The sequence below is a fragment of the Bacillus sp. KNSH39 genome (genome assembly GCF_052656585.1).
The window spans coordinates 5,031,846-5,053,481 of record NZ_JBQXYO010000001.1; the positions used below are offsets into that span (position 1 = coordinate 5,031,846).

The 21,636-nt window shown below is 35.2% G+C and carries 14 protein-coding genes and 2 pseudogenes; 13 read left to right on the forward strand and 3 right to left on the reverse strand.

The genetic code is table 11. From position 1 onward, the window contains the following. The first annotated feature begins 162 nt into the window (after positions 1-162). Together hemH and katB are read left to right on the forward strand one after the other, a co-directional pair. The gene (gene hemH / locus ACUL40_RS25850) at positions 163-1,122 is read left to right on the forward strand and encodes a ferrochelatase (protein WP_000727377.1); all 960 of its coding nucleotides are present in this window, start codon (positions 163-165) and stop codon (positions 1,120-1,122) included. A 59-nt stretch (positions 1,123-1,181) separates the two neighbouring features. Next, positions 1,182-2,648 carry a catalase KatB gene (katB, locus tag ACUL40_RS25855; RefSeq protein WP_001069177.1) on the forward strand — a complete coding sequence of 489 codons (1,467 nt, stop codon included), beginning with the start codon at positions 1,182-1,184 and terminating at the stop codon, positions 2,646-2,648. 267 nt (positions 2,649-2,915) lie between these two features. On the opposite strand, the gene ACUL40_RS25860 is transcribed toward katB, so the two are convergent. Then, on the reverse strand, positions 2,916-4,148 hold the full coding sequence (locus ACUL40_RS25860) for an ammonium transporter (RefSeq protein WP_001055855.1): 1,233 nt from the start codon (positions 4,146-4,148) through the stop codon (positions 2,916-2,918). 158 nt (positions 4,149-4,306) lie between these two features. Here ACUL40_RS25860 and ACUL40_RS25865 point away from each other — a divergent pair, with 158 nt between their 5' ends. Both ACUL40_RS25865 and ACUL40_RS25870 read left to right on the forward strand, forming a co-directional pair. After that, positions 4,307-5,662 (forward strand): alpha-amylase family glycosyl hydrolase, encoded by a 1,356-nt coding sequence (locus tag ACUL40_RS25865; protein WP_065211711.1) that lies wholly within the window; start codon positions 4,307-4,309, stop codon positions 5,660-5,662. 305 nt (positions 5,663-5,967) lie between these two features. Beyond that, a complete protein-coding gene (locus ACUL40_RS25870; RefSeq protein WP_069358004.1) occupies positions 5,968-6,864 on the forward strand; it encodes a helix-turn-helix domain-containing protein in 897 nt (298 codons plus the stop codon). Between the two features lie 853 nt (positions 6,865-7,717). Here ACUL40_RS25870 and ACUL40_RS25875 read toward each other — a convergent pair. Beyond that, positions 7,718-8,209 carry a YajQ family cyclic di-GMP-binding protein gene (locus ACUL40_RS25875; RefSeq protein WP_001040149.1) on the reverse strand — a complete coding sequence of 164 codons (492 nt, stop codon included), beginning with the start codon at positions 8,207-8,209 and terminating at the stop codon, positions 7,718-7,720. A 230-nt stretch (positions 8,210-8,439) separates the two neighbouring features. On the opposite strand from ACUL40_RS25875, the gene ACUL40_RS25880 reads away from it, so the two are divergent. The 9 genes and pseudogenes from ACUL40_RS25880 to ACUL40_RS25920 all read left to right on the forward strand — a co-directional run bounded on the left by ACUL40_RS25880 (position 8,440) and on the right by ACUL40_RS25920 (position 20,631). Further along, complete coding sequence (locus ACUL40_RS25880; protein ID WP_000281265.1) at positions 8,440-9,294, forward strand: CvfB family protein; 855 nt, start codon at positions 8,440-8,442, stop codon at positions 9,292-9,294. A 285-nt stretch (positions 9,295-9,579) separates the two neighbouring features. Next, entirely contained in the window at positions 9,580-16,272 is a 6,693-nt protein-coding gene (locus ACUL40_RS25885; RefSeq protein WP_445422688.1) for a DNRLRE domain-containing protein, read from the forward strand. Between the two features lie 9 nt (positions 16,273-16,281). Next, positions 16,282-16,524: a hypothetical protein gene (locus ACUL40_RS25890; RefSeq protein WP_000426143.1), complete on the forward strand. Its 243-nt coding sequence runs from the start codon at positions 16,282-16,284 to the stop codon at positions 16,522-16,524. Between the two features lie 232 nt (positions 16,525-16,756). Then, positions 16,757-17,470 (forward strand): annotated as a pseudogene (locus ACUL40_RS25895) (RHS repeat-associated core domain-containing protein); the annotation flags it as partial. 339 nt (positions 17,471-17,809) lie between these two features. Beyond that, positions 17,810-18,391: pseudogene (locus tag ACUL40_RS25900) on the forward strand (RHS repeat-associated core domain-containing protein); the annotation flags it as partial. Between the two features lie 296 nt (positions 18,392-18,687). After that, positions 18,688-19,029: a hypothetical protein gene (locus ACUL40_RS25905; RefSeq protein WP_000241493.1), complete on the forward strand. Its 342-nt coding sequence runs from the start codon at positions 18,688-18,690 to the stop codon at positions 19,027-19,029. Between the two features lie 225 nt (positions 19,030-19,254). Further along, positions 19,255-19,983, forward strand: coding sequence for an RHS repeat-associated core domain-containing protein (locus tag ACUL40_RS25910; RefSeq protein ID WP_445422687.1), 729 nt, complete (start codon positions 19,255-19,257; stop codon positions 19,981-19,983). Positions 19,984-19,992: 9 nt separating this feature from the next. Further along, entirely contained in the window at positions 19,993-20,235 is a 243-nt protein-coding gene (locus ACUL40_RS25915) for a hypothetical protein (RefSeq protein ID WP_000450402.1), read from the forward strand. Positions 20,236-20,367: 132 nt separating this feature from the next. Continuing rightward, positions 20,368-20,631 (forward strand): hypothetical protein, encoded by a 264-nt coding sequence (locus ACUL40_RS25920; protein ID WP_001153797.1) that lies wholly within the window; start codon positions 20,368-20,370, stop codon positions 20,629-20,631. A 39-nt stretch (positions 20,632-20,670) separates the two neighbouring features. On the opposite strand, the gene prsA is transcribed toward ACUL40_RS25920, so the two are convergent. Continuing rightward, positions 20,671-21,528, reverse strand: coding sequence for a peptidylprolyl isomerase PrsA (gene prsA / locus ACUL40_RS25925; RefSeq protein ID WP_025687955.1), 858 nt, complete (start codon positions 21,526-21,528; stop codon positions 20,671-20,673). Positions 21,529-21,636: the final 108 nt, after the last annotated feature.

Below are 21,636 nucleotides of genomic sequence, written 5' to 3' on the forward strand. Positions count from 1 at the left end.
AGTCGCTTTTTATTAAATAAATTGTCATATAAAATTCAGAATCATATTAGAAAAAATCCTTATTTAGAATAATTATCTTTACGTATTTATTATTAGTTGTTATAATTGGAAACAAATGTTCTTGAAAAAGATTCTCATTTATAAAATTGAGGTGTTATATAGATGAAAAAGAAAAAAATAGGTTTACTCGTAATGGCGTATGGAACACCAGAATCATTAGACGATGTAGAGGCGTATTATACACATATCCGTCACGGGCGTAAGCCATCAGAAGAAGCGCTTGAAGATTTAATTGGGCGCTATAAAGCGATTGGTGGAATTTCGCCGCTTGCAAAAATTACGAAAGAACAGGCGCATAAATTAACAGATTCAATGAATAATATATTTACAGAGTATGAATTTACTTGTTACTTAGGTTTAAAACATACTGCTCCGTTTATAGAAGATGCTGTAGAAGAAATGAAGCGTGATGGGATTGAGCAAACGATTAGTATCGTATTAGCGCCGCATTATTCTACATTTAGCATTAAAGCGTATAATGACCGTGCTATTCGTCTTTCAAAAGAAATCGGTGGTCCTGTTATTGAATCAATTGAACAATGGTATGATGAACCGAAGTTTATTTCGTATTGGGCAGACCAAATAAAAGAAACGTTTACAGAAATTGATGATAAAGAGAAAGCAGTCGTAATTTTTTCAGCGCATAGTTTGCCAGAAAAAATTATTGCAGCAGGAGACCCATATGTAGAACAACTAAAGCATACGGCAGATTTAATTGCAGAAGCTGCAAATATTCAAAACTATACAATCGGTTGGCAAAGTGCTGGGAATACTCCAGATCCGTGGATTGGTCCAGATGTGCAAGATTTAACGAAAGATTTATATGAAGAGCATGGGTACGAATCTTTCATATATTGCCCAGTTGGTTTTGTAGCGGAGCATTTAGAAGTTTTATATGACAACGATTATGAATGTAAAGTTGTAACGGATGAATTAAATGCCAAATATTTTAGACCAAATATGCCGAATGCGCAATCTGCATTTATCGACTGTTTGGCTGAAATTGTTTCCAAAAAAGTGAAGGAAATAGTTGACAAAGATCTAGTTTTGAATAATAATTAGTTTATAATAATTTTAAACAAATAATAATTACTACGAAAGAAAGAGGAGGATCCCCCTAGATGAATCCAAATAATCGCTTAACAACAAACCAAGGTGCTCCAGTTGGAGACAACCAAAATTCTCGTACAGCTGGTCGTCGTGGACCAGTATTATTAGAAGACTATCATTTAGTAGAAAAACTTGCACACTTTGATCGTGAACGTATTCCGGAGCGTGTTGTGCATGCACGTGGTGCAGGTGCTCACGGTGTATTCGTAACGAAAAATAGTATGAAGCAATATACGAAAGCTGCATTTTTACAAAATGAAGGAACTGAAACACCTGTATTTGTTCGTTTTTCAACGGTTATTCATGGTCAAGGTTCTCCTGAAACAGCACGTGACCCACGTGGGTTCGCTGTTAAATTTTATACAGAAGAAGGAAACTACGATATCGTAGGTAATCATTTACCAGTTTTCTTCATTCGTGATGCAATTAAATTCCCTGATATGGTACATTCTTTAAAACCAGCACCTGATACGAATATTCAAACGCCAGATCGTTACTGGGATTTCATGACGTTAAGTCCAGAATCTACACATATGATGACATGGGTATTTTCTGATTACGGTACACCAGCAAGTTATCGTGAAATGGAAGGTTTCGGTGTCCATTCATTTAAATGGATTAATGAAGAAGGTAAAATTGTTTATATTAAATACCACTGGAAACCACAGCAAGGTGTACGTAACTTAAATGCGAAAGAAGTGCAAGAGGTACAAGGGAAAGACTTCAATCATGCTACTCGTGACTTGTTCGACGCGATCGAAAAAGGAAATCACCCGAAATGGGATTTACACGTACAAGTTATGCAATTAGATGAAATGGATTCTTTAGACTTTGATCCACTAGATCCAACGAAAGTATGGCCAGAAGATCGCTTCCCGTTAATTGAAGTAGGGACAATGACGTTAAATCGTAATCCGAAAAACTTCTTTGCAGAAGTAGAACAAGTAGCGTTCTCTCCAAGTGCCACTGTAAATGGTATTGAGCCATCGGAAGATAAATTATTACAAGGTCGTTTATTCTCTTACCCAGATACACAGCGTTATCGTCTTGGTGCAAATTACTTACAAATTCCTGTAAACTGCCCATACGCAGCTGTTCATAATCAACAACGTGATGGTGCGATGCAAGTGAATCAAAACCCATCTACAATCAACTACGAACCGAGCCGTCATGCTGAAAATCCAGTTGAAGACCCAGCTTACCGCGATTCAACTATGAAAGTAGAAGGCTATGTATCTCGTGAAAAAATTGAGAAACCAAATGACTTCAAACAAGCAGGTGAGCGTTACCGTTCATTCTCTAAAGAAGAGCAAGATAACTTAATTGCAAACTTAACAAATGACTTGAAAGACGTAAATGAACGCACGAAATTACTAGCTGTTTGTAACTTCTTCCGTGCAGATCAAGAATACGGTATGCGTTTAGCGCAGGCATTAAATGTTGATATTACGCAATATGTAGGAAATGCTCCGAAATAAATCGGAAAAGACGACTGGGTTTCGGTCGTCTTTTTTATGTGTAAAGTTACACGCGGGTATTCTTCAGTTTCGTTATGTCGGAATTTGTTGGTAAATCGATATCTTGTGTCGAAACGTTGATATATTGAAAGGAACAATCAATATATTTGAAAAATCGTTGATATATCCAAAAAACCGTTAATATATTTCCAGTTATACTAGGTGGGGTATGTTGCCCGGTGCGCAAAAAAGAGATGCAATCTATTACTAATAGATTGCATCTCTTTTTTAGTTCACTCGCTCAGTATACTCATAAGCTTTCTCCCCATGCATCGAAATATCAAGTCCCATATGTTCCTCGTGCTCATCTACCCGGACAGGGAGGAAGAAGTTGATTGCTTTAATAATGGCATACGTCATTATAATTGTGAACGCATATGTTGCGCCGATCGCTACAAGTTGTTTCAACAGCAGCGAGGCGTTTCCGTAAAATAATCCGTTAGCGCCATCGCCGTTTACGGCAGTAGTTGCAAATAATCCTGTCGCAATACCGCCCCAAGTTCCACCGATGCCGTGACATCCGAATGCATCGAGTGTATCGTCGTATCCGAATTTTGTTTTTAAGAAAAAGACCGCTCCGAAGCATAATACGCCGCCAATTGCTCCGATAAGAAGAGCTGAGAAAGGTGTAACGAACCCGCAAGCTGGTGTAATAGCGACTAGACCGGAAACGGCGCCACAAGCAGCTCCCATCGCAGTCGGTTTTGATTGGAAGAACCACTCTGAAAGCATCCAAGTTAATGCTGAGGCAGCAGCGGCTATATTTGTATTAATAAATGCAGTTAAAGCTACGTCGTTTAAGGATAATGCGCTGCCGACGTTAAAACCGAACCAGCCAAACCATAATAAGCCTGCGCCTAACATTGTAAATGGCAAATGGTGAGGAGAAGAACCATTTATGTTTTTTCGTTTTCCGAGGAAAATAGCTAATACAAGACCAGCAACTCCGGAAGTGATGTGAACGACGTTTCCGCCAGCGAAGTCTAGTGCACCAAGTTCCCTTAGCCACCCGCCGACGCCCCATACCCAATGAGCGACAGGATTGTAAACAATCGTTGTCCATAAAAGGATAAAAATAAGAAAGGCAGAAAATCGCATTCTTTCAGCAAATGCCCCTGAAATTAAAGCTGGAGTTAAAATGGCGAACATGAGTTGAAACATCATGAATAAATTGTGAGGAATAGTAGATGAGTAGTCTGGATTTGGTGCGTAGGTAACTCCGTTTAGACCGAACCAATCAAGTGTACCGATAAGCCCGTGCCAATCTGGTCCGAATGATAAAGAATAGCCGATAACAATCCATTGAATCGAAACGATAGCCATTGCACTATAACTATGCATCGTTGTACTGAGTACATTTTTGCTGCGAACCATACCTCCATAAAAAAGTGCCAATCCTGGTGTCATCAACATGACCATTACTGTCGTCACAAACATAAAAACTGTATCTCCCATATTCATGAGCTCTCCTCCTATAATGTTAGAAAAAATAACATCGTTTTGTTATGTTTCATATCATATTCGAAAAAGAACTAAAAATCAACTAAAAATTCAGAAAAATATATACATGATGTTAGAAAATATAACATAGATTATTTTGTGAGGATTGAAATCGACATATGCGTTTCTCTCGGATAATTGGTATAATATTCTTACAATTAAAAACTTGGGGGATGCGTGTGGGAAAAATACGGACTAGGAAACTATTCATTTGTTTTTGCTTAGCTTTTGTTTTGTTTGTACCAATACATACTTTTGCAGACGAAAAAAGAGAGTGGAAAGATGAAGTTATATACTCCATTATGATTGATCGCTTCAATAATGGAGAACCGAAAAATGACAAACAATTAGAAGTTGGTAATTTAGAAGGGTATCAAGGCGGGGATATAAGAGGAATTATAAAAAGGTTGGATTACATAAAAGAAATGGGTTTTACTACCGTTATGCTTTCGCCGCTTTTTGAAAGTGGAAAGTACGATGGATTAGACGTGCGAAATTTTAAAAAGGTAAATGAACATTTCGGGACAGACAATGATGTGAAAGAACTTGTAAAAGAAGCTCATGCAAAAGGAATGAAAGTTGTATTTCAATTTCCGCTTGGAGAAAACGAACGACAGGTAATTGACGCAATGAAATGGTGGATAAAAGAAGTTGATTTAGACGGAAGTTATGTTATACATAGTGAAAAAAAGCCGCGTTCCTTTTGGGATAACGCGCAAAAAGATATGCAAGTGATAAAGAAAGATTTTCGTATTATGACAAAGGAGGATAGCGAATACAACGAAAAAATCGTAGAATCGTTTTCCGAAGCGGATGTATCGGTGAAATCGTTATACGATGTGAGTAAAAAAGAAGGGGAATTTGTTACGTTTTTAGATGATCAAGAAACAAAAAGATATGCGCGTATTGCAAAAGAAAATATGTATTATCCGCCATCACGTTTAAAACTGGCGCTTACTTATTTGTTAACATCACCTGGGATTCCGAATTTTTATTACGGAACGGAAATTGCATTAGATGGAGGAAGTGTACCCGATAATAGACGATTAATGGATTTTAAGTCAGACGAAAAATTTATGCAGCACATAACAAAACTAGGTGAAATTAGGCAGGCGAGACCGTCTTTACGACGCGGTACGTTTGAGCTTCTGTATGATAAGAGCGGGATGAGCATACTAAAACGAAAATATAAAGATGAAGTAACTTTAGTAGCAATTAATAATACGAAAGAAACACAAAAAGTCTCCTTACCTGCAAGTGCAATTGGTGAAAAACAAGAGTTAAGAGGATTGTTACAGGATGAAATTATAAGAGAGGAAAACGGAAAGTTTTATCTCGTTTTAAAACGTGAAGAATCAAACGTGTATAAAGTTAACGGAGAAACAGGTGTGAATTGGTTATTTATCTCCTTAATCGTTGGTGTGAATGTATTATTTATTGCGTTTCTAATTGCAGTTAAAAGGAAGCGTAGATGAGATGAGAAATTACTCGCTCTATGTTCATGTCTTCTTATTGTATTTGTAAGTTTGTTCGGCGGGGCAATAGTGTTATTCTGTTGATATGAAATTTCTTAAGAGAAACGACGTGAGAATGAAAACGTCCCTAGTGAGAGGAGGGCTAGGTTAGGAAGAGGATTTTCTTCCTAACCTGTTTTTTGTGTTAGCACCGATAGGGAAGAATCTTTGAAGCAATCAATAATTGCAACTATATTAATTTTACATTACATTAAAAGTTAGAGAATACTCTTATACTAATACAGTGCTAAATAGTAGGTGGGAAAATGGAGTTTTACGATTTGGGTATTACCATTAAAGAGCTTAGAATTAAAAAAAATATATCACAATCCGAATTATGTCATGGAATATGTTCGCAAAGTCAAATTAGCAAAATAGAAAAAGGTGTGATTTATCCATCTAGTATATTGTTATATCAATTATCAGAAAGACTTGGTATTGACCCAAATAATATATTTGCATTAACTCAAAACAAAAAATTAAAATATGTAGAAAATGTAAAATGCGTAATAAAAGATTGCTTAAAGCAAAAACAATACAAAGAACTTTATGAAATAGTGAAAAAAGAGAAAAACGAAAATAACTTCCAATCAACAGAAGATAAACAATTTTTAATATGGCATGAAGCGATTGCTATATTTATGGTGGATAAATCAATAAAAACTGCTTTAGATTTTTTAAATAATGCATTAAAATTAACTGTAACTAATTCTGATTTTTTATCAGAAAGAGAAATAGATATTATGCAGACAATTGCTATATTTCATGGGGAAAATAAAGAATATGAAAAAAGTATTAATATATTAAGAAGGTGTTTAACTAATTTTAATAAGTTAGATTTTCCTAGAGATAAAGAAATTAAATTGAAAATTATTTTTAATTTAGCAAAAATTTTAGGTCATGCAAATCAACATGAAGAGGCAGTAAAATACAATGATATGGGTATCAAACTAGCTATTAATCTAAATACTTTATATTTACTAGGTGAATTATACTATGGAAAAGCTTGGAATTTATTGAAACTTAAACAACCTAATGAAGAAGATATTGCAAATAACATGAAAAAAGCATTATTTATATTTGAACTAACAGAAAAAGAAAATCTGATAAAAATGGTTAAAGAAAAATATTTTGAAAACCAAACTGAAAAAAGTCACTCATAATTCATTTGGAAATCACTTGAAATATAATAAAACCTACAGGGGAAATCTCTGTAGGTTTTATACTTATAAACTTGCTTCTAAAATATTAGTGCTTAATATAAATTTTTGAATAAGAGTTTACTTAGCGCTTTAGCGTACTTTTTTATTTTGAAGCCTGCATCTTTATTAAAGATGTATGCTTCTGTTTAAATCCATCCGAATATTATTGGTTCAAGTCGGAGGAAGGTACTTTGGGGTGTCTTTTCTTTAGATCTTTATCATTAACTATTTAATGTTTTTTAAATGATTACATGACATATTTTTTTTGTACCAAGCTTTGTTGATACAGTTAGATTTATCCGTTAGTGTATTCGTATTATTAGAACATCCTACAGTATTTAGGGAGAATGTGGCTAATAAAAACCATAATATTAATTTCTTCAAAAAACCACTTCTAACTCTTTTTTAATTAACATTTTTGAGATCCTTACTAATTTTACATTACATTAAAGGTTGGGGAATATTCTTATACTCATAAATTGTTACGTTTTGGCGGGGAGAGGAATTATGAGTTACAGCGATTTTTAAGATGACTTTGGCCCAGGATGTGGTTATTAAGAAAAGTAATTCAAATTGAAGGGGAAACGTCTTAAGGCATATTTTTCTTATTTTCAATAAGGTCTGCTAAATACATGTATAAAACAAATTCTATAATAAGGCCTAGTTTGATCATGCGCTCACTTGTAAAGTATTCGTATGGTTAGACTCTGTTCACTTAGTGATTTTCACCGCATATACCATTTTTCTATGGTTTGTTCTCGGAATATTGTCTCTAAAAAACAAAAAACTCCCCTAATTAAGAGGAGTTTTCTTTTTAGCGGTAGTTAATGAACTGTACGTCGATTGGTAAATCAGCGCTACGAACAGCTGCGATTACTGCTTGTAAGTCATCACGGCTTTTCGCTGTAACACGTACTTGATCATCTTGTACTTGTGTTTTTACTTTTAATTTCATTTCTTTAATGATGTTGTTAATTTTTTTCGCGTTATCTTTATCGATACCTTGTTGAAGTGTTGCGCGTTGGCGAACAGTGTTGCCAGTTGCAGCTTCAACTTTTCCGTAATCTAAGTTCTTAATTGGAACGTTACGTTTTACAAGTTTAGAGATAAGAACGTCTTTTACTTGCTCTAATTTAAACTCGTCATCAGAAGTTAAAACAAGTACTTCTTTTTCTAATTTAATATCACTTTTACTTCCTTTAAAGTCATATCGGTTTTGGATTTCTTTTAATGCGATGTTAATTGCGTTTGTTACTTCAGGTAATTCTACTTTCGAAACGATGTCAAAAGAACTATCTTTTGCCATAGTTAGCACCTCCAAATAAATTTCTAATCTTGTTATGTACTGTACATACTAAAGTATAGCTGAAAACGAGTCTAGACTTAAGTGTTTTCGTACTTATATTCATGTAACCTTATTTTATTATAGTGAATTTTGGGCAGTTGGACAAATACAGGAAAAATCATGTTATAATTAACTTTTGTTTGGAATGATAAAAAAGATAATTTTATATATATAGAAGGGAATTAAAAAATATGTATTTGCAAATAGGATCGATTGAACAGGTAACTGTTTTACGCGAAACGGAAATTGGATATATGGTTGGGAATGAAGAAGAAGAAATTTTCCTACATAAAAACGAAGTAGCTGGAGAAATTGAAGAAGGCGATACGATTGACGTATTCTTATACCTTGATCACCAAAATCGTATTTCAGCAACAATGAAGGAGCCAATTATTACAACTTATGATTGGAACTGGGTAAAGGTTGTAGAAGTTATTCCTAGTTTAGGTGTGTTTGTTGATATTGGTGTGTCAAAAGATATACTAATTCCAGCTGATGAGTTCCCGATTTATATGCCAGTATGGCCAGAAGTAGGCGACGAATTATATTGTACGTTAAAATTAACGAATCGTGATCGTTTAATTGCTCTTCCAGCAAGAGATAGTGATATGCAAGAAATCGTTGTAGATGCGACACCATCTATGCGTAATAAAAACGTAAACGGACGTGTGTATCGTTCACTTCAAGTTGGTTCGTTCGTATTAACAGATGAGCATTTCCGTGCATTTTTACATCATACAGAAAGAAAAGAGCAAGTTCGCATCGGTCAGCGTGTAACGGGACGTATTATTGATGTAAAAGATGACGGTACAATTAACATTTCACTTCTTCCTCGTAAAGAAGAAGGAATGGAAGATGATGCTGCAGTAATTTATGCATATATGGAAGAACGAGGCGGAGCAATGCCGTTTTGGGATAAGAGCCATCCAGAAGATATTAAAGAACGCTTTAACATGAGTAAAGCTGCATTTAAGCGCGCACTTGGTAAGTTGATGAAAGAAGAAAAGGTTTACCAAGAAGAAGGCTGGACTTACTTTAAGAAATAAAGTAAATGAAAAAAGAACTATTCTTTCTCTGAATTTTTAAGAGAAGAGATAGTTCTTTTTTATTATAAAGTAGATAAAAAGTAAATAAAGTGTAATAAAACGTTTAATCTACAAATATTTTACTGTATTTATAAGGAAAAAAGAATATAAAATGGTAAATTGTCGGAAAATATACATTTTTAGAAAAAATGTCACAATATTGTCATTTTTATGTTGAACCCCCTCGGAAAATTCTTTAAATTGTTAATTGTAAGAATAAAACCGATGCGAATTAGGGGTGAATGTATGGAAAAGAAGCAAGTTAAGAAAAAATGGTATAGGTACTTCATACAGCTTATGGTAGTTGCATTAATTGTTACTTCTATACCGATGAATGGACTGGCGGAAACGGCACCGCCGTTTACACCGTCGCCAAATTCAGAACCAAGTCCACAAGTAGAACAGAAAGACGAGAAGGAATTACCAGCTCCACATCCAGATCAGATAAAACAAAAAAATGCCAATGCAAAAGCTAAGCCGACTGAAGTTGTAGAAGAACGGACGGAGACAGAAAAGGTTTTTGATAATCAAGATGGTACGTTTACTAAAAAAATATATACTGAACCAATTCATGCAGAAAAGAATGGGAAATTAGAAGAGGTTTCTACTAATTTAGTAGAATCACCAGATAAAAAAATCGTAACAGAAAATACAGCATTAAAGCCGAAGTTTGAGAAAGTAGTAAAGGATGGAAAGTATGTTCAATTCGAAGTGGATGGACATACGATTCAGTATGAATTGACAGGCGCACGTGGTGAAAAGGGTGAATTAAAACCGACAGCTGTTACAGCGTCGCATGAAGAGAATACAGTATGGTATAAAGGGATTTTTCCAAGTATTGATTTAAAAAGTACAACATTTAATGAAAATGTAAAGGAAGACTTTGTACTCCATCAATATACAGGGCATCACATTTTTTCATTCGAATTACAGACAGATTTACAGCCGAGTTTAAAAGAAGATGGTTCTATTATTTTTCAAAATGAAAAAAAGGAGAATGTATTTGTACTACCAAAGCCTTATATGGCTGACTCAAATATTAATCAAGAATCCGGAGAAGCTGTTACATCTCAAGATGTGAAATATGAGATAACTCCTGCTGGGGGGAAGAAATACAATTTAACAGTTACTGCAGATCCAAAATGGTTAGAATCAGCCGAACGTAAGTATCCTGTTTTTATAGATCCTTCGGTTACGGTAAGGGGATTTGAAAATGCGTATGCATCAAGTGCAGATCCTAATATTAATTATTCAGGCGGTAGTTTATGGGATGAAGGACAAAAGGCATATACGTTAAAAGTCGGTTATTTTAATGCAGGAACAGGCACAAATGATGCTTTTATTAAATCTGATATTTCTAATTTAAAAGGTGCAACAATTCAAAGTGCAACATTTCATACGTATGCTATATGGCATTATTACGGAGATAGCCCAAATGGTGTATGGCTTGATGAAGTAACGGGAAATTGGAATGTTTCTAATATTAATTGGAGTAATAAGCCAGGATCAAATAATATTGCTCAAGCAAATGTAGGTCGCGGGAAGTGGGCGCAATTTAATGTAACAAATACAGTAAAAGCGTGGGTAGATGGAACGAGACCGAATTACGGCTTCAAATTACATGCTAACGGAAATGGACAGACGCATTGGAAGAAGTTTGTCGCAGCTCAAAATGGTTCGAATGCGCCATATTTAGCGGTTAATTATTCATATGAAAAATTGAATAAACCGAGGGTACAAGCGTATTCGAATGGAACTGGAAGTGAAGCAGGGCATTTCAATATACAATGGGACGCAGTTCAAGGTGCAAAAGGATATAAAGTTGCCATTTTTAATGGATATGACTATGAATATATTCCTGTCGGAAATGTAACAAGTTGGAGTACGAAAGATAAGAAAATCTTCCCTACACAAGATGAAATAAATGCAGGGAAATTTGAGTTTCATAAAGATGGAAAGGGGACGGATTTTTCCGTAAGCCCTGGCCCAATGTACAAAAATGCTTATTTGGCAGGTAGCCCATATGGGGATTATAGTTCAGCTCGTGGGTACTGGATTCGAATCGTAGCGGAATATCCATACGGTGATAGTCCGTTGTCTGATGAAACAGTTTCCTATGTTCCGCTAGAACAAGTAAAGAGGCCAGCTGGATCAGCTTATACAAATGGGCCAGGTAGTAATACAGGATATGTATCAGTAAAGTGGGATCCTGTTCCAGAGGCAAGTGGTTATAAAGTATGGATTTATAACGGGAAAGACTATGAAGCATTTGATGTTGGTAATACAACAACATGGACAACGCAAGGACAAAATATTTGGCCGACAGAAGCGGAAATTTCTAGTGGGAAATATCAACTTCATCATGACCAAAAAGGAAATGAGCTTTCGCTAGATCCATCTCCAGTCTACCGCAATTCTGGTGGTATATATGGTGGTTCCAAAAACTATTGGTTCCGAGTAACAGCGTATAGTAAAGCGGGGCATGCAGAAAGTGAAATTTCACAAGAGTTTACACCAACTTTTTCGAATGACGTTTCTTGGCTTGGCACGAAAGATTATTGGGCAGCAGTGAATGTAATTGGTGGAAAGGTTACTGCTATTAATGGGAATTTTGTTATGGATGAGACGGATTTTAATCTGTCTGGAAAAGGCCCGAATGTATCTATTGATCGAACGTATAATAGTCAAGATACCGGAACTGGTTTATTCGGGAAAGGCTGGCATAGTTCATTAGAAGAAGTGATGAAAGAAGAATCTTCTGGAAATATTTTATATACAACGAGAGACAAATCCACATTACTATTTACTAAAACAGGTGATAATCAATATCAAGCACCTAATGGTGTTCATTTAGAAGTAAAGAAAATAGCTGATGGATTTGAATTAAAAGATAAAGATCAATCCGTTATAACATTTTCAAAGCAAGGAAAAGTACAACAAGAGAAAGATAGCTTTGGAAATGTTGTGAAGTATGAATATGATACAAATCAAAGGCCGATTAAGATTACAGATGCATCAGGACGTACTATTACTATTACGTATACAGGGAAATTTGTTTCTCAATTTATAGGGCCAGAAAATAGCACTGTAACGTTCGAATACGAAAATGATCAGTTAGTAGGATCTACGACACCAGAAGGAAAGAAGTATCGTTATGGCTATGAGAATGGAAAACTACGTTATACGTTTGATCCGAAACATACGGAAACAAAACCATATAAAACGACATATACGTATGAAAATAATAAATTAGTAAAGGTAACAGACCCGCTAGGAAAGGAATCTGTATTATCTTATAACGATGCAGCTAAAGAGGTAACGTTGACGGATGCTAAAGCTCGTAAAACGGTGCATAGCTATAATCAAGCTGGTAATCCAGCAAAAATAGTTGTAGATGCAGAGCATTTAAAGTTAACGACAACATATGAATATAAAGCGAATCACTTGGAGAAAACGACAACGCCTAAAAATCAAGTGGAAACAGTCACATATGATAACAATGGTAATGTGACTTCTGTAACAGATCCAACAGGGACTGAAAAGTTTGAATATAATAAAAATAATGATGTTATTAAAGCGACAGATGTAGAAGATCGGAAAACTACTATAGCGTATCAACAAGCAAATGCAGCTGTTTCAGAAACAAATCATGCCTCCGAAACAGCTGAAGTAAAACAGTATGATAAATTTGGGAATGTCATTCAAACGAGTAAAAATATTGGTGTAGGAGGAAACCTTCTAAAAAATCCAAGCTTTGAAATGGACACATTACAAAATTGGACAATGGTGAATAAAGATAGTAAGGGCTCTATGACAAAGGATGAGGAAGGAGCACCGGGAGGGCTTGGTGGCTCAGGTTCATTGAAGTTAACTGCGCAAATAACTGGTGCTAGTTCTTGGGGATATACAGCAATAGCACAGGAAGTAGAAGTAGAACCTAGTACGAACTATACATTAACGGGTATGGTGAAAACTACACTGAAAAATGCAGATGCCTATTTTAATGTCATGTTCTTAGATGAAAATGGAAATCCGACTGGTGGAACGGATTGGTCCGACAATCGCTCAAATAATTTAAAATCAGAAAATGGATGGTCGAATCGTCAATTGACGTTTAAAACGACAGATAAGGCAAGTAAAGCAAAAATACATTTAGTCATTGAACATGAAAGAGAATCTGTAAGTGGAGCAGCTTGGTTTGATAAGTTGCAGCTTGAAAAAGGAGATGTATCATCTAGTTTTAATCCAATTGTAAATAGTAGTTTTGAAGAGTATTCGGAAACTGGATCTGTTCCGAATTGGACTAGAAATTGTCCAGAAAATTGTAATCGAAAAGATATAGCAACAGAAGGATTTCATGGTGGTTCTTCTATTGTATTAGAAAACTTACAATATAATCAGAAGGACATTAGTTACCAAAGTCGTATTGTACTAAATCAAAAACAAGCACAAAACTTAACTTTAACTGCTATGTCAAAATCCGAGAAAGTAGAGAATAGTGCAGGAGAGAAATTATCGAAAGATTATGCAGTACGAGCAGATGTAACGTATCAAGATGGTAGTACTGCCAATTTTACAGCTATGTTTCCGAATGGAACGAATGATTGGAATCGTAGTGCGGTATTCATTCCAGCGACAAAGCCGATTAAACATATCGATACTTATTTGTTATTTAGAAATGAAAACAAAGGAAAAGTATGGTTTGATGATATTCGGTTATTAGAAGGGAATGTGCTTGTCAAAAATGAATATGACAACGATGGAAATGTAACAGCTTCGTATGATGAAGAAGGAAATAAAATAGCCTTTTCTTATGATGGAGTCGGAAATAAAAAGTCAGAAACCGATGAGAGAGGGAATACAAAATCTTTCGATTACAATAAAGATAATCAACTTAAAAAAGTGACATTAAAAAATGGAACTTCTGTTGGTTATAATTATGATCATAATGGCAATACAACTGAAAAATCTATAATGTTTGGTGGGAAAACACAAACACACAAATATGAGTATGATGTAGATAATAAAATTACAACGTATATCGATGCGTTAAATCGTCGCATTGAATATGAATATGATGCAAATGCAAATAAGACAAAAACGAAAATGCCAAATGGCTCACTGATTGAATGGAGTTATGATACAGCGGATCGCATTATGGGTGAAAAGCGAAATGGAAAAGATGCCTTTACATTCGAACGCGATGCTAATGGACAAGAAACGAAAGTGAAAGATCATGTAAATGGGGTTGAAAAAAGCAAAACATATGATACAGCAGATCGGATCACGAGTATAACGGATAGCCGAGGTGGGAAAATTGATTGGGCATATCATGATAAAGCAAATAGCAAAACCGAAAAGTTAAAAGAACAGTCAATTACACACGGTGGGTATAACAGTAAAATAAAATATGAATATAATGCTTTAGATCAAAACACATCTGTTTGGGATGAAATGTGGGCACATTATAATTTCCATTATGATGAGAACGGCCACGTACGTACGTATATCGCACCGAATGATGCTAGTGCAACGTATAATTATGACCAAACAGGGAAACTATCGGATTTAGCTATTGCAACACCAAAGCAAATGCTACTATTAGAGAAATATGAGTATGACAAAACAGGAAACCGTACGAAGATTAAACATGAAAGTCTTGATGGGAAAATAACGGAAACAAATTATGTTTATGATCCAATTAATCAATTATTAAAAGAATCTACACCAAATGGAACAGTTAGAGACTACATGTATGATGGATTTGGCAATCGTACGAGTGTGAAAGTAACAGAGAATGGAAAAGAAACGAAATCAGTAATCGCAACATTTAACGAAGGAAATCAACTTCTAAAATTCGGAAACGAATCGTTAACGTATGACGCAAATGGTAACCGTACATCTGATGGGAAATACACATACACATGGAACGAAGCAGACCAACTTGTTGCTGTAACGAAAAAAGGGGAAGGCAAACCGTTCGCAACATATAAATACGACAACGAAAACCGTCGTATTGAAAAGAACGTAAACGGACAAGTAACCCGTTACTTCTACGATGGTGACAGCATCAACCCGCTATATGAAACAGACGGGAACGGAAAAGTCCTCCGACAATACGTTTACAACAAAGACGGCGTCCGCCTAGCAATGAAAATACAAGATCAATCGGTATACTACCATTACAACCCGCGCGGTGACGTAATAGCAATGACCGACAAAGATGGACAAATAGTCGCAAGCTATGAATATGATGCATGGGGTAACGTCTTAAAGAGCGAAGCAAAAGGAATCGCAGCAGACAACCCATTCGGATATGCGGGATACATGTATGATAAAGAGATTGGTATGTATTACTTGATCGCGAGATACTATAACCCAGACCATGGTGTGTTCTTATCGGTGGATCCAGATCCGGGTGATAGTGATGATCCAGTGACGCAGAATGGGTATACGTATGGTGATAATAATCCGGTGATGATGGTGGATCCGGATGGGCATTGGGCATATCGCTTTTGGGGGACGACGCCGATGCCGTATCATAATAATCGGACAGCATATGCACATGTTAAGGGAGTTAAGTCTGGGTTGGTTGCGGTAAGAGATAGTTATGCAGGATTTGTTGGAATGGGAAATGGATTGAATAAGGCATTTACTTTTGGTGTCGGCTGGGCTTTTGGATGGAAAACATCTAAAAATAACTCAAAAAAGAAAATTGCAAACTTATCTCCTGGACAGCGTGTTGCAAAACAGCAAATCATAAAAAATACAGTGAAATCAGCGGCTAAAGGAGCGTTTTTTGTTGGTAGTAAAGCTGTTGGAGGAATAGGGCTTATCCCGGACTTGGTAGTTTATGTAGATGGATATTATAAAGGATATAAAAAAGGATATACGGAGTATAGAACGAAAAAAACTAATTCTAAGAAAAGGAGGAAGTAGATTAGTAATATGGAGATGACACAGATATTTATTGGTGTATATAATGTTGTTTTAATTTTAGTTGTATTAGCGATTATGTTAAAAAAGAAACAATATAAAGTGGTAACGGTGTTAGTAGTGAGTCTAATATATATATTCATAGCAACCTTTACTCCATATAGATCGTTCTTTAGTAATACAATGAATGTATTAATAGTGATCTCTTTGATGATTAGTGGAATATTAGCTAGTATGTTTGAAAAAGAAAAATAAAGTAAAGTTGATTCAGTGTATCTCAAAATTTAAACAGGTAGTTTAATTTTGGGATACACTTTTTTATTTAAAATAACACCTTCCTGCTACTACAATTTTTGATTTGGGACGAAATTTGAGTAGTTGTTTAGAGAGTCGAAATGATGCTAGATTACATTCAATAGCATTAGATAGTTTATGTAATCCACTATGTCATTTAGAGGGGGCATACCTAGCTGCTTTTTATCATGCAAATAGAGAAGTTGTAGCAACGTATGAATATGATTCGTGGGGTAACGTACTAAAGAGCGACGTAAAAGGTATCGCAGCGGACAATCCATTTGGATATGCGGGATACATGTATGATAAAGAAATTGGCATGTATTATCTAATTGCGCGTTACTATAACCCAGAGCATGGTGTGTTCTTATCGGTGGATCCTGATCCGGGTGATGAAGATGACCCAATTACCATGAATGGGTATACGTATGGTGATAATAATCCGGTGATGATGGTGGATCCGGATGGGTATTGGGCATATCGTCCTTGGGGAACGACACAATTGTGGGTTTATGATAAGAGAACGGCTTATGCCAATGATAGAGCAGTACGAGCCGGAATAAAAGGTTGGGCATGGGCAGAGAGCTATAGTTTTAATCTTATGGGTGGAGGGAATTTTGTTAGTAAATTGGGACCATTTATAACGGGAGCATCTAAAGGGTGGAAACAATCTAAAACAAAATCAAAGGTAAAGGCATCTCAAGTAAAAGTTGGAAATCGAAAAGGGATGCAAAGTGTGTTGAAAGGTGCAGGTAAACAAGCAATAAAGGCTGCTATAGTAAGAGGTAGTAAAGCTGTAGGAGTATATGGGTTTGCTGCGGACGCAGGCATCTTCTTGTATGAATATCAAAAAGAGTATAAAAAAGCCTATATAAATTATAGGCCTAAGAAGAAAAAAAGAAGATAGGAGATGGTTTTTATTGAAGGTGGAGCAATTATTACATGGAGTATAGGGATAGGTTGGATTTTATATTTGTCAATAATGTTCTTAAAATCAAGAGAATACATTCCGTTTACTATTACAGTAATATGGCTCGTATATAATAGTTATAATCTTCACTCCATATTTTAACTTTTTAAGTTGGGGTATTAAAATTTTGATTTTATTCTTTTTTGCGCTGGCTGTTTGTTGCTCATTTGTGTTTTATAAAACTAGGTGATTTCTTTTATTAATAGAAATTGTGTAGTTGATTGGAAGTACGATGATAGTAAGTAGGGACATAACTTTATGTCCTTACTTATATAGGACGAGATAGATCAACTTGTTGCTTTAACGAGAAAAGGTGAAAAGAACGTAAACGGACAAGTAACCCGTTACTTCTACGACGGTGACAGCATTAACCCGCTATACGAAACAGACGGGAACGGAAAAGTCCTCCGACAATACGTTTACAACAAAGACGGCGTCCGCCTAGCAATGAAAATACAAGATCAATCGGTATACTACCATTACAACCCGCGCGGTGACGTAATAGCAATGACCGACAAGGACGGACAAATAGTCGCAAGCTATGAATACGATGCATGGGGGAACGTCTTAAAGAGTGAAGTAAAAGGAATCGCAGCGGACAATCCATTTGGATATGCGGGATACATGTATGATAAAGAAATTGGGATGTATTACTTGATTGCAAGATACTATAACCCAGAGCATGGTGTGTTCTTATCGGTGGATCCAGATCCGGGTGATGAAAACGATCCGATTACAATGAATGGGTATACGTATGGTGATAATAATCCGGTGATGATGGTGGATCCGGATGGGTATAAGGCAAAAAAAGTTGTAAGTGGATATAAATATTGGAAAAAAGGTAAGCATGAATATTACCAAAGAAGTTATAAGCAAACTAAATTTAATTATTATTCAGGACAAATTGCGAGAGCAGTTGTCAGTTTTAATGCTGGTAATGTAGTTAAGAACATTGGTTTAAAATATATAAAAGCTCCAAGTCGACAGAAGAGTTTAGAGATAGTAGGGGGCTATTATGTTGGGGAAAAATTTATAAAGCCAGTCCCAGAACCGGGTACTAAAATTACTTTAACTTATAGAAAAAAATTGAATTCTAAACAGTGGTATTTAAAATATGACGAAGGTAAATCAAAAGGGAAATGGAAGAAAGCCAAATGGTAAAAGTGAATAATATGCTTAAAAGGTTCAGAATTATTGATTTGCTATTTATATATATAGTAGCTTATGTTTTAGTAGATCAGCCTTCGGATTTGAAAAAGATAGTCTTCTTTCTTGCTGGCATTACCATATTTATACTAGAGAAAGTTATGCTGTCTTCAAAAAAATTCAATCAATATTTAAAAAATGTCAGGGAAGGATTTATATCTGATGTACTGATAGGAGTGTTGTTTTTTTGGTATATCTTTAATGTTCTTAATATAGCTACTTTACTTGTTTTATTAATAATTTGTATTTTGAAATTCAAGGAAGATATTGATGTGCTTTTGCGTAAGTAAATAGTTTTCTCTTGAATTTATTATTGGCCTATGGATTAACACGAATGGAAACAGAGCAAATTGAAACATTAATAGATTATAAAATTAAGGGAAGAGGCGAGAAAATGTCTTCTTCCTTTTCTATACACATGGAATGAAGCAGATGGCTCTGTTGCAAAGTTTTTTACAGATAGAAAGTTAGGGTGGGGCATATACGTTTACAACAAAGACGGTGTCCGCCTAGCAATGACCGACAAAGATGGACAAATAGTCGCAAGCTATGAATATGACGCATGGGGTAACGTCTTAAAGAGCGAAGCAAAAGGAATCGCAGCAGACAATCCGTTTGGATATGCAGGATACATGTATGATAAAGAAATTGGCATGTATTACTTGATTGCGAGATACTATAATCCGGAGCATGGTGTGTTCTTATCGGTGGATCCAGATCCGGGTGATAGTGATGATCCAGTGACGCAGAATGGGTATACGTATGGTGATAATAATCCGGTGATGATGGTGGATCCGGATGGGCATTGGGCATATCGCTTTTGGGGTACGACGCCGATGCCGTATCATAATAATCGGACAGCATATGCACATGTTAAGGGAGTTAAGTCTGGGTTGATTGCGGTAAGAGATAGTTATGCAGGATTTGTTGGGTTTGGAAATGTAATGAATAAGTTGCTAACTTTTGGTGTGGGGGCAAATTATGGATGGAAAACATCTAAAAATAACTCGAAAAAGAAAATTGCAAACTTATCTCCTGGACAGCGTGTTGCAAAACAGCAAATCATAAAAAATACAGTGAAATCAGCGGTTAAAGGAGCATTTTTTGTTGGCAGTAAAGCTGTTGGGGGAATAGGGCTGATCACGGACTTGGTAGTTTATGTAGATGGATATTATAAAGGATATAAAAAAGGGTATACGGAGTATAGACCGAAAAAAACTAATTCTAAGAAAAGAAGGAGATAGATTAGTAAAATGGAGACGACACATATAATAATTGGTATATATAATGTTGTTTTTATTATAGCTGCATCGGTGTTTATGTTAAAAAGGAAAAACTATCGAGCTGTAATAGTGTTAGTAGTATGTCTCATATATACAATTCTAGTAAGTTTTACTTCATATATGTCGTTCTTTGGTTACACAATTAACACGTTAATTGTAATTTTTCTGGGTATTATTTTCTTCTTAGCTAGTATTTTTGAAAAAGAAAAATAAAGTAAAGTTGATTCAGTGTATCTCAAAATTTAAACAGTTAGTTTAATTTTGGGATACATTTTTTTATTTAAAATTACTTATTCTTCTATGACGGTAATAGAAGCAATCCATGAGGAAAAGGGAGTTATGATAATGCAAGATAATGTACTAGAAAAATTAATAAAACGACTTTCCGTATTATCCACTGAAAATGAACGTGAACTATTAGCGGTGGATTTAAATGATATATATGAGAGTAGTAAAAGTTTTGAAAAATTGCTTGAAAATATTATGAACTCACAACAGTCTAAAGAAGACTTAATAGATGCGCTAATTGAAGTGGAGATAGAATTAGATCACATCAATTGGCATTACAAAAGCTTGAAGAAAAAGTTGGGAATATTGATGGAAGATTAAAAAGCACAACCTTATGTAAAAAGATAAGGTTGTGCTTTTTTAATTTCCTTGCGGTGAAACAAGAGTAAATGTATCTTTCAAATCACTATCATTTATTTTAATATTTGCCTTCTTTAATTCCTCTTGTAACAATTTTTTGCTGAATACAGGATCAGCAGTACGTTCTTCCTCTAAGTTTTTGCGAATAGAGTTTTTTACCTCATCGTAAGGTTTTAAATCTTTTTTATCAGTTAATTTAATAACGTGATAACCGTTTGATGATTTTACGGGATTGCTAATTTGTCCAACATTTAGTTTGTAGGCAGCGGTTTCGAATTCAGGAGCCATTGTACCTGAATTGAAGTATCCAAGGTCTCCACCTTTATCTTTTGATAGCAGATCTTGTGATTCTTGTTTTGCTAATTCTTCAAATGAAGCACCAGCATCTAGTTTACTCTTTATTTCTTTCGCTTCATTTTCGTCACTTACTAAAATGTGACTCGCTTTAATTTCTGGCTTATAGTGGTCTTTTACGTCTTTTTCTGTAATGCTTTTCTTAATCGCTTCATTCATAGCAAGTTTGAACTTAATTTGATTTTTGAAATCCTCTTCATCTTTTAAACCATAATTTTCTAATACTTTTTTGAATTGATCTCCATATTGTTTTTTTACTTTTTCTACTTCTTTATTTACCTCTTCATCAGGTACTTTATATTTTTTTGTGATGACGTCTTGTGCCATCATTTCGTATAGCATGTCTTTTCCGTAACGATCTTTCAATTGTTTTTCGAAGTTATCCTTTGTAATGGTGGAGTCTGTTGCTGTAGCGACTGTAGCTGAGCCATTCTTTTGTCCGCAAGCAGATAGCATCAATATACTTATTAGTGCAGTAATAATGAAAATATGTTTCCCTCTCATGCCAACACCTCATCCGAATATGTTATCGCTATTGTAGAATATAGAAGTGAACATGAAGTGAATTTTTAATGTTTTTTCCTTTAAAATGTAAAAAAGTACATCAACATA

Excerpts from the sequence above, each read along its gene's own strand:
- hemH (WP_000727377.1), top strand. The coding sequence starts at position 163 with ATGAAAAAGAAAAAAATAGGTTTACTCGTAATGGCGTATGGAACACCA.
- katB (WP_001069177.1), top strand. The coding sequence starts at position 1,182 with ATGAATCCAAATAATCGCTTAACAACAAACCAAGGTGCTCCAGTTGGA.
- ACUL40_RS25860 (WP_001055855.1), bottom strand. The coding sequence starts at position 4,148 with ATGAATATGGGAGATACAGTTTTTATGTTTGTGACGACAGTAATGGTC.
- ACUL40_RS25865 (WP_065211711.1), top strand. The coding sequence starts at position 4,307 with ATGCGTTTCTCTCGGATAATTGGTATAATATTCTTACAATTAAAAACT.
- ACUL40_RS25870 (WP_069358004.1), top strand. The coding sequence starts at position 5,968 with ATGGAGTTTTACGATTTGGGTATTACCATTAAAGAGCTTAGAATTAAA.
- ACUL40_RS25875 (WP_001040149.1), bottom strand. The coding sequence starts at position 8,209 with ATGGCAAAAGATAGTTCTTTTGACATCGTTTCGAAAGTAGAATTACCT.
- ACUL40_RS25880 (WP_000281265.1), top strand. The coding sequence starts at position 8,440 with ATGTATTTGCAAATAGGATCGATTGAACAGGTAACTGTTTTACGCGAA.
- ACUL40_RS25885 (WP_445422688.1), top strand. The coding sequence starts at position 9,580 with ATGGAAAAGAAGCAAGTTAAGAAAAAATGGTATAGGTACTTCATACAG.
- ACUL40_RS25890 (WP_000426143.1), top strand. The coding sequence starts at position 16,282 with ATGGAGATGACACAGATATTTATTGGTGTATATAATGTTGTTTTAATT.
- ACUL40_RS25905 (WP_000241493.1), top strand. The coding sequence starts at position 18,688 with ATGGTAAAAGTGAATAATATGCTTAAAAGGTTCAGAATTATTGATTTG.
- ACUL40_RS25910 (WP_445422687.1), top strand. The coding sequence starts at position 19,255 with ATGACCGACAAAGATGGACAAATAGTCGCAAGCTATGAATATGACGCA.
- ACUL40_RS25915 (WP_000450402.1), top strand. The coding sequence starts at position 19,993 with ATGGAGACGACACATATAATAATTGGTATATATAATGTTGTTTTTATT.
- ACUL40_RS25920 (WP_001153797.1), top strand. The coding sequence starts at position 20,368 with ATGCAAGATAATGTACTAGAAAAATTAATAAAACGACTTTCCGTATTA.
- prsA (WP_025687955.1), bottom strand. The coding sequence starts at position 21,528 with ATGAGAGGGAAACATATTTTCATTATTACTGCACTAATAAGTATATTG.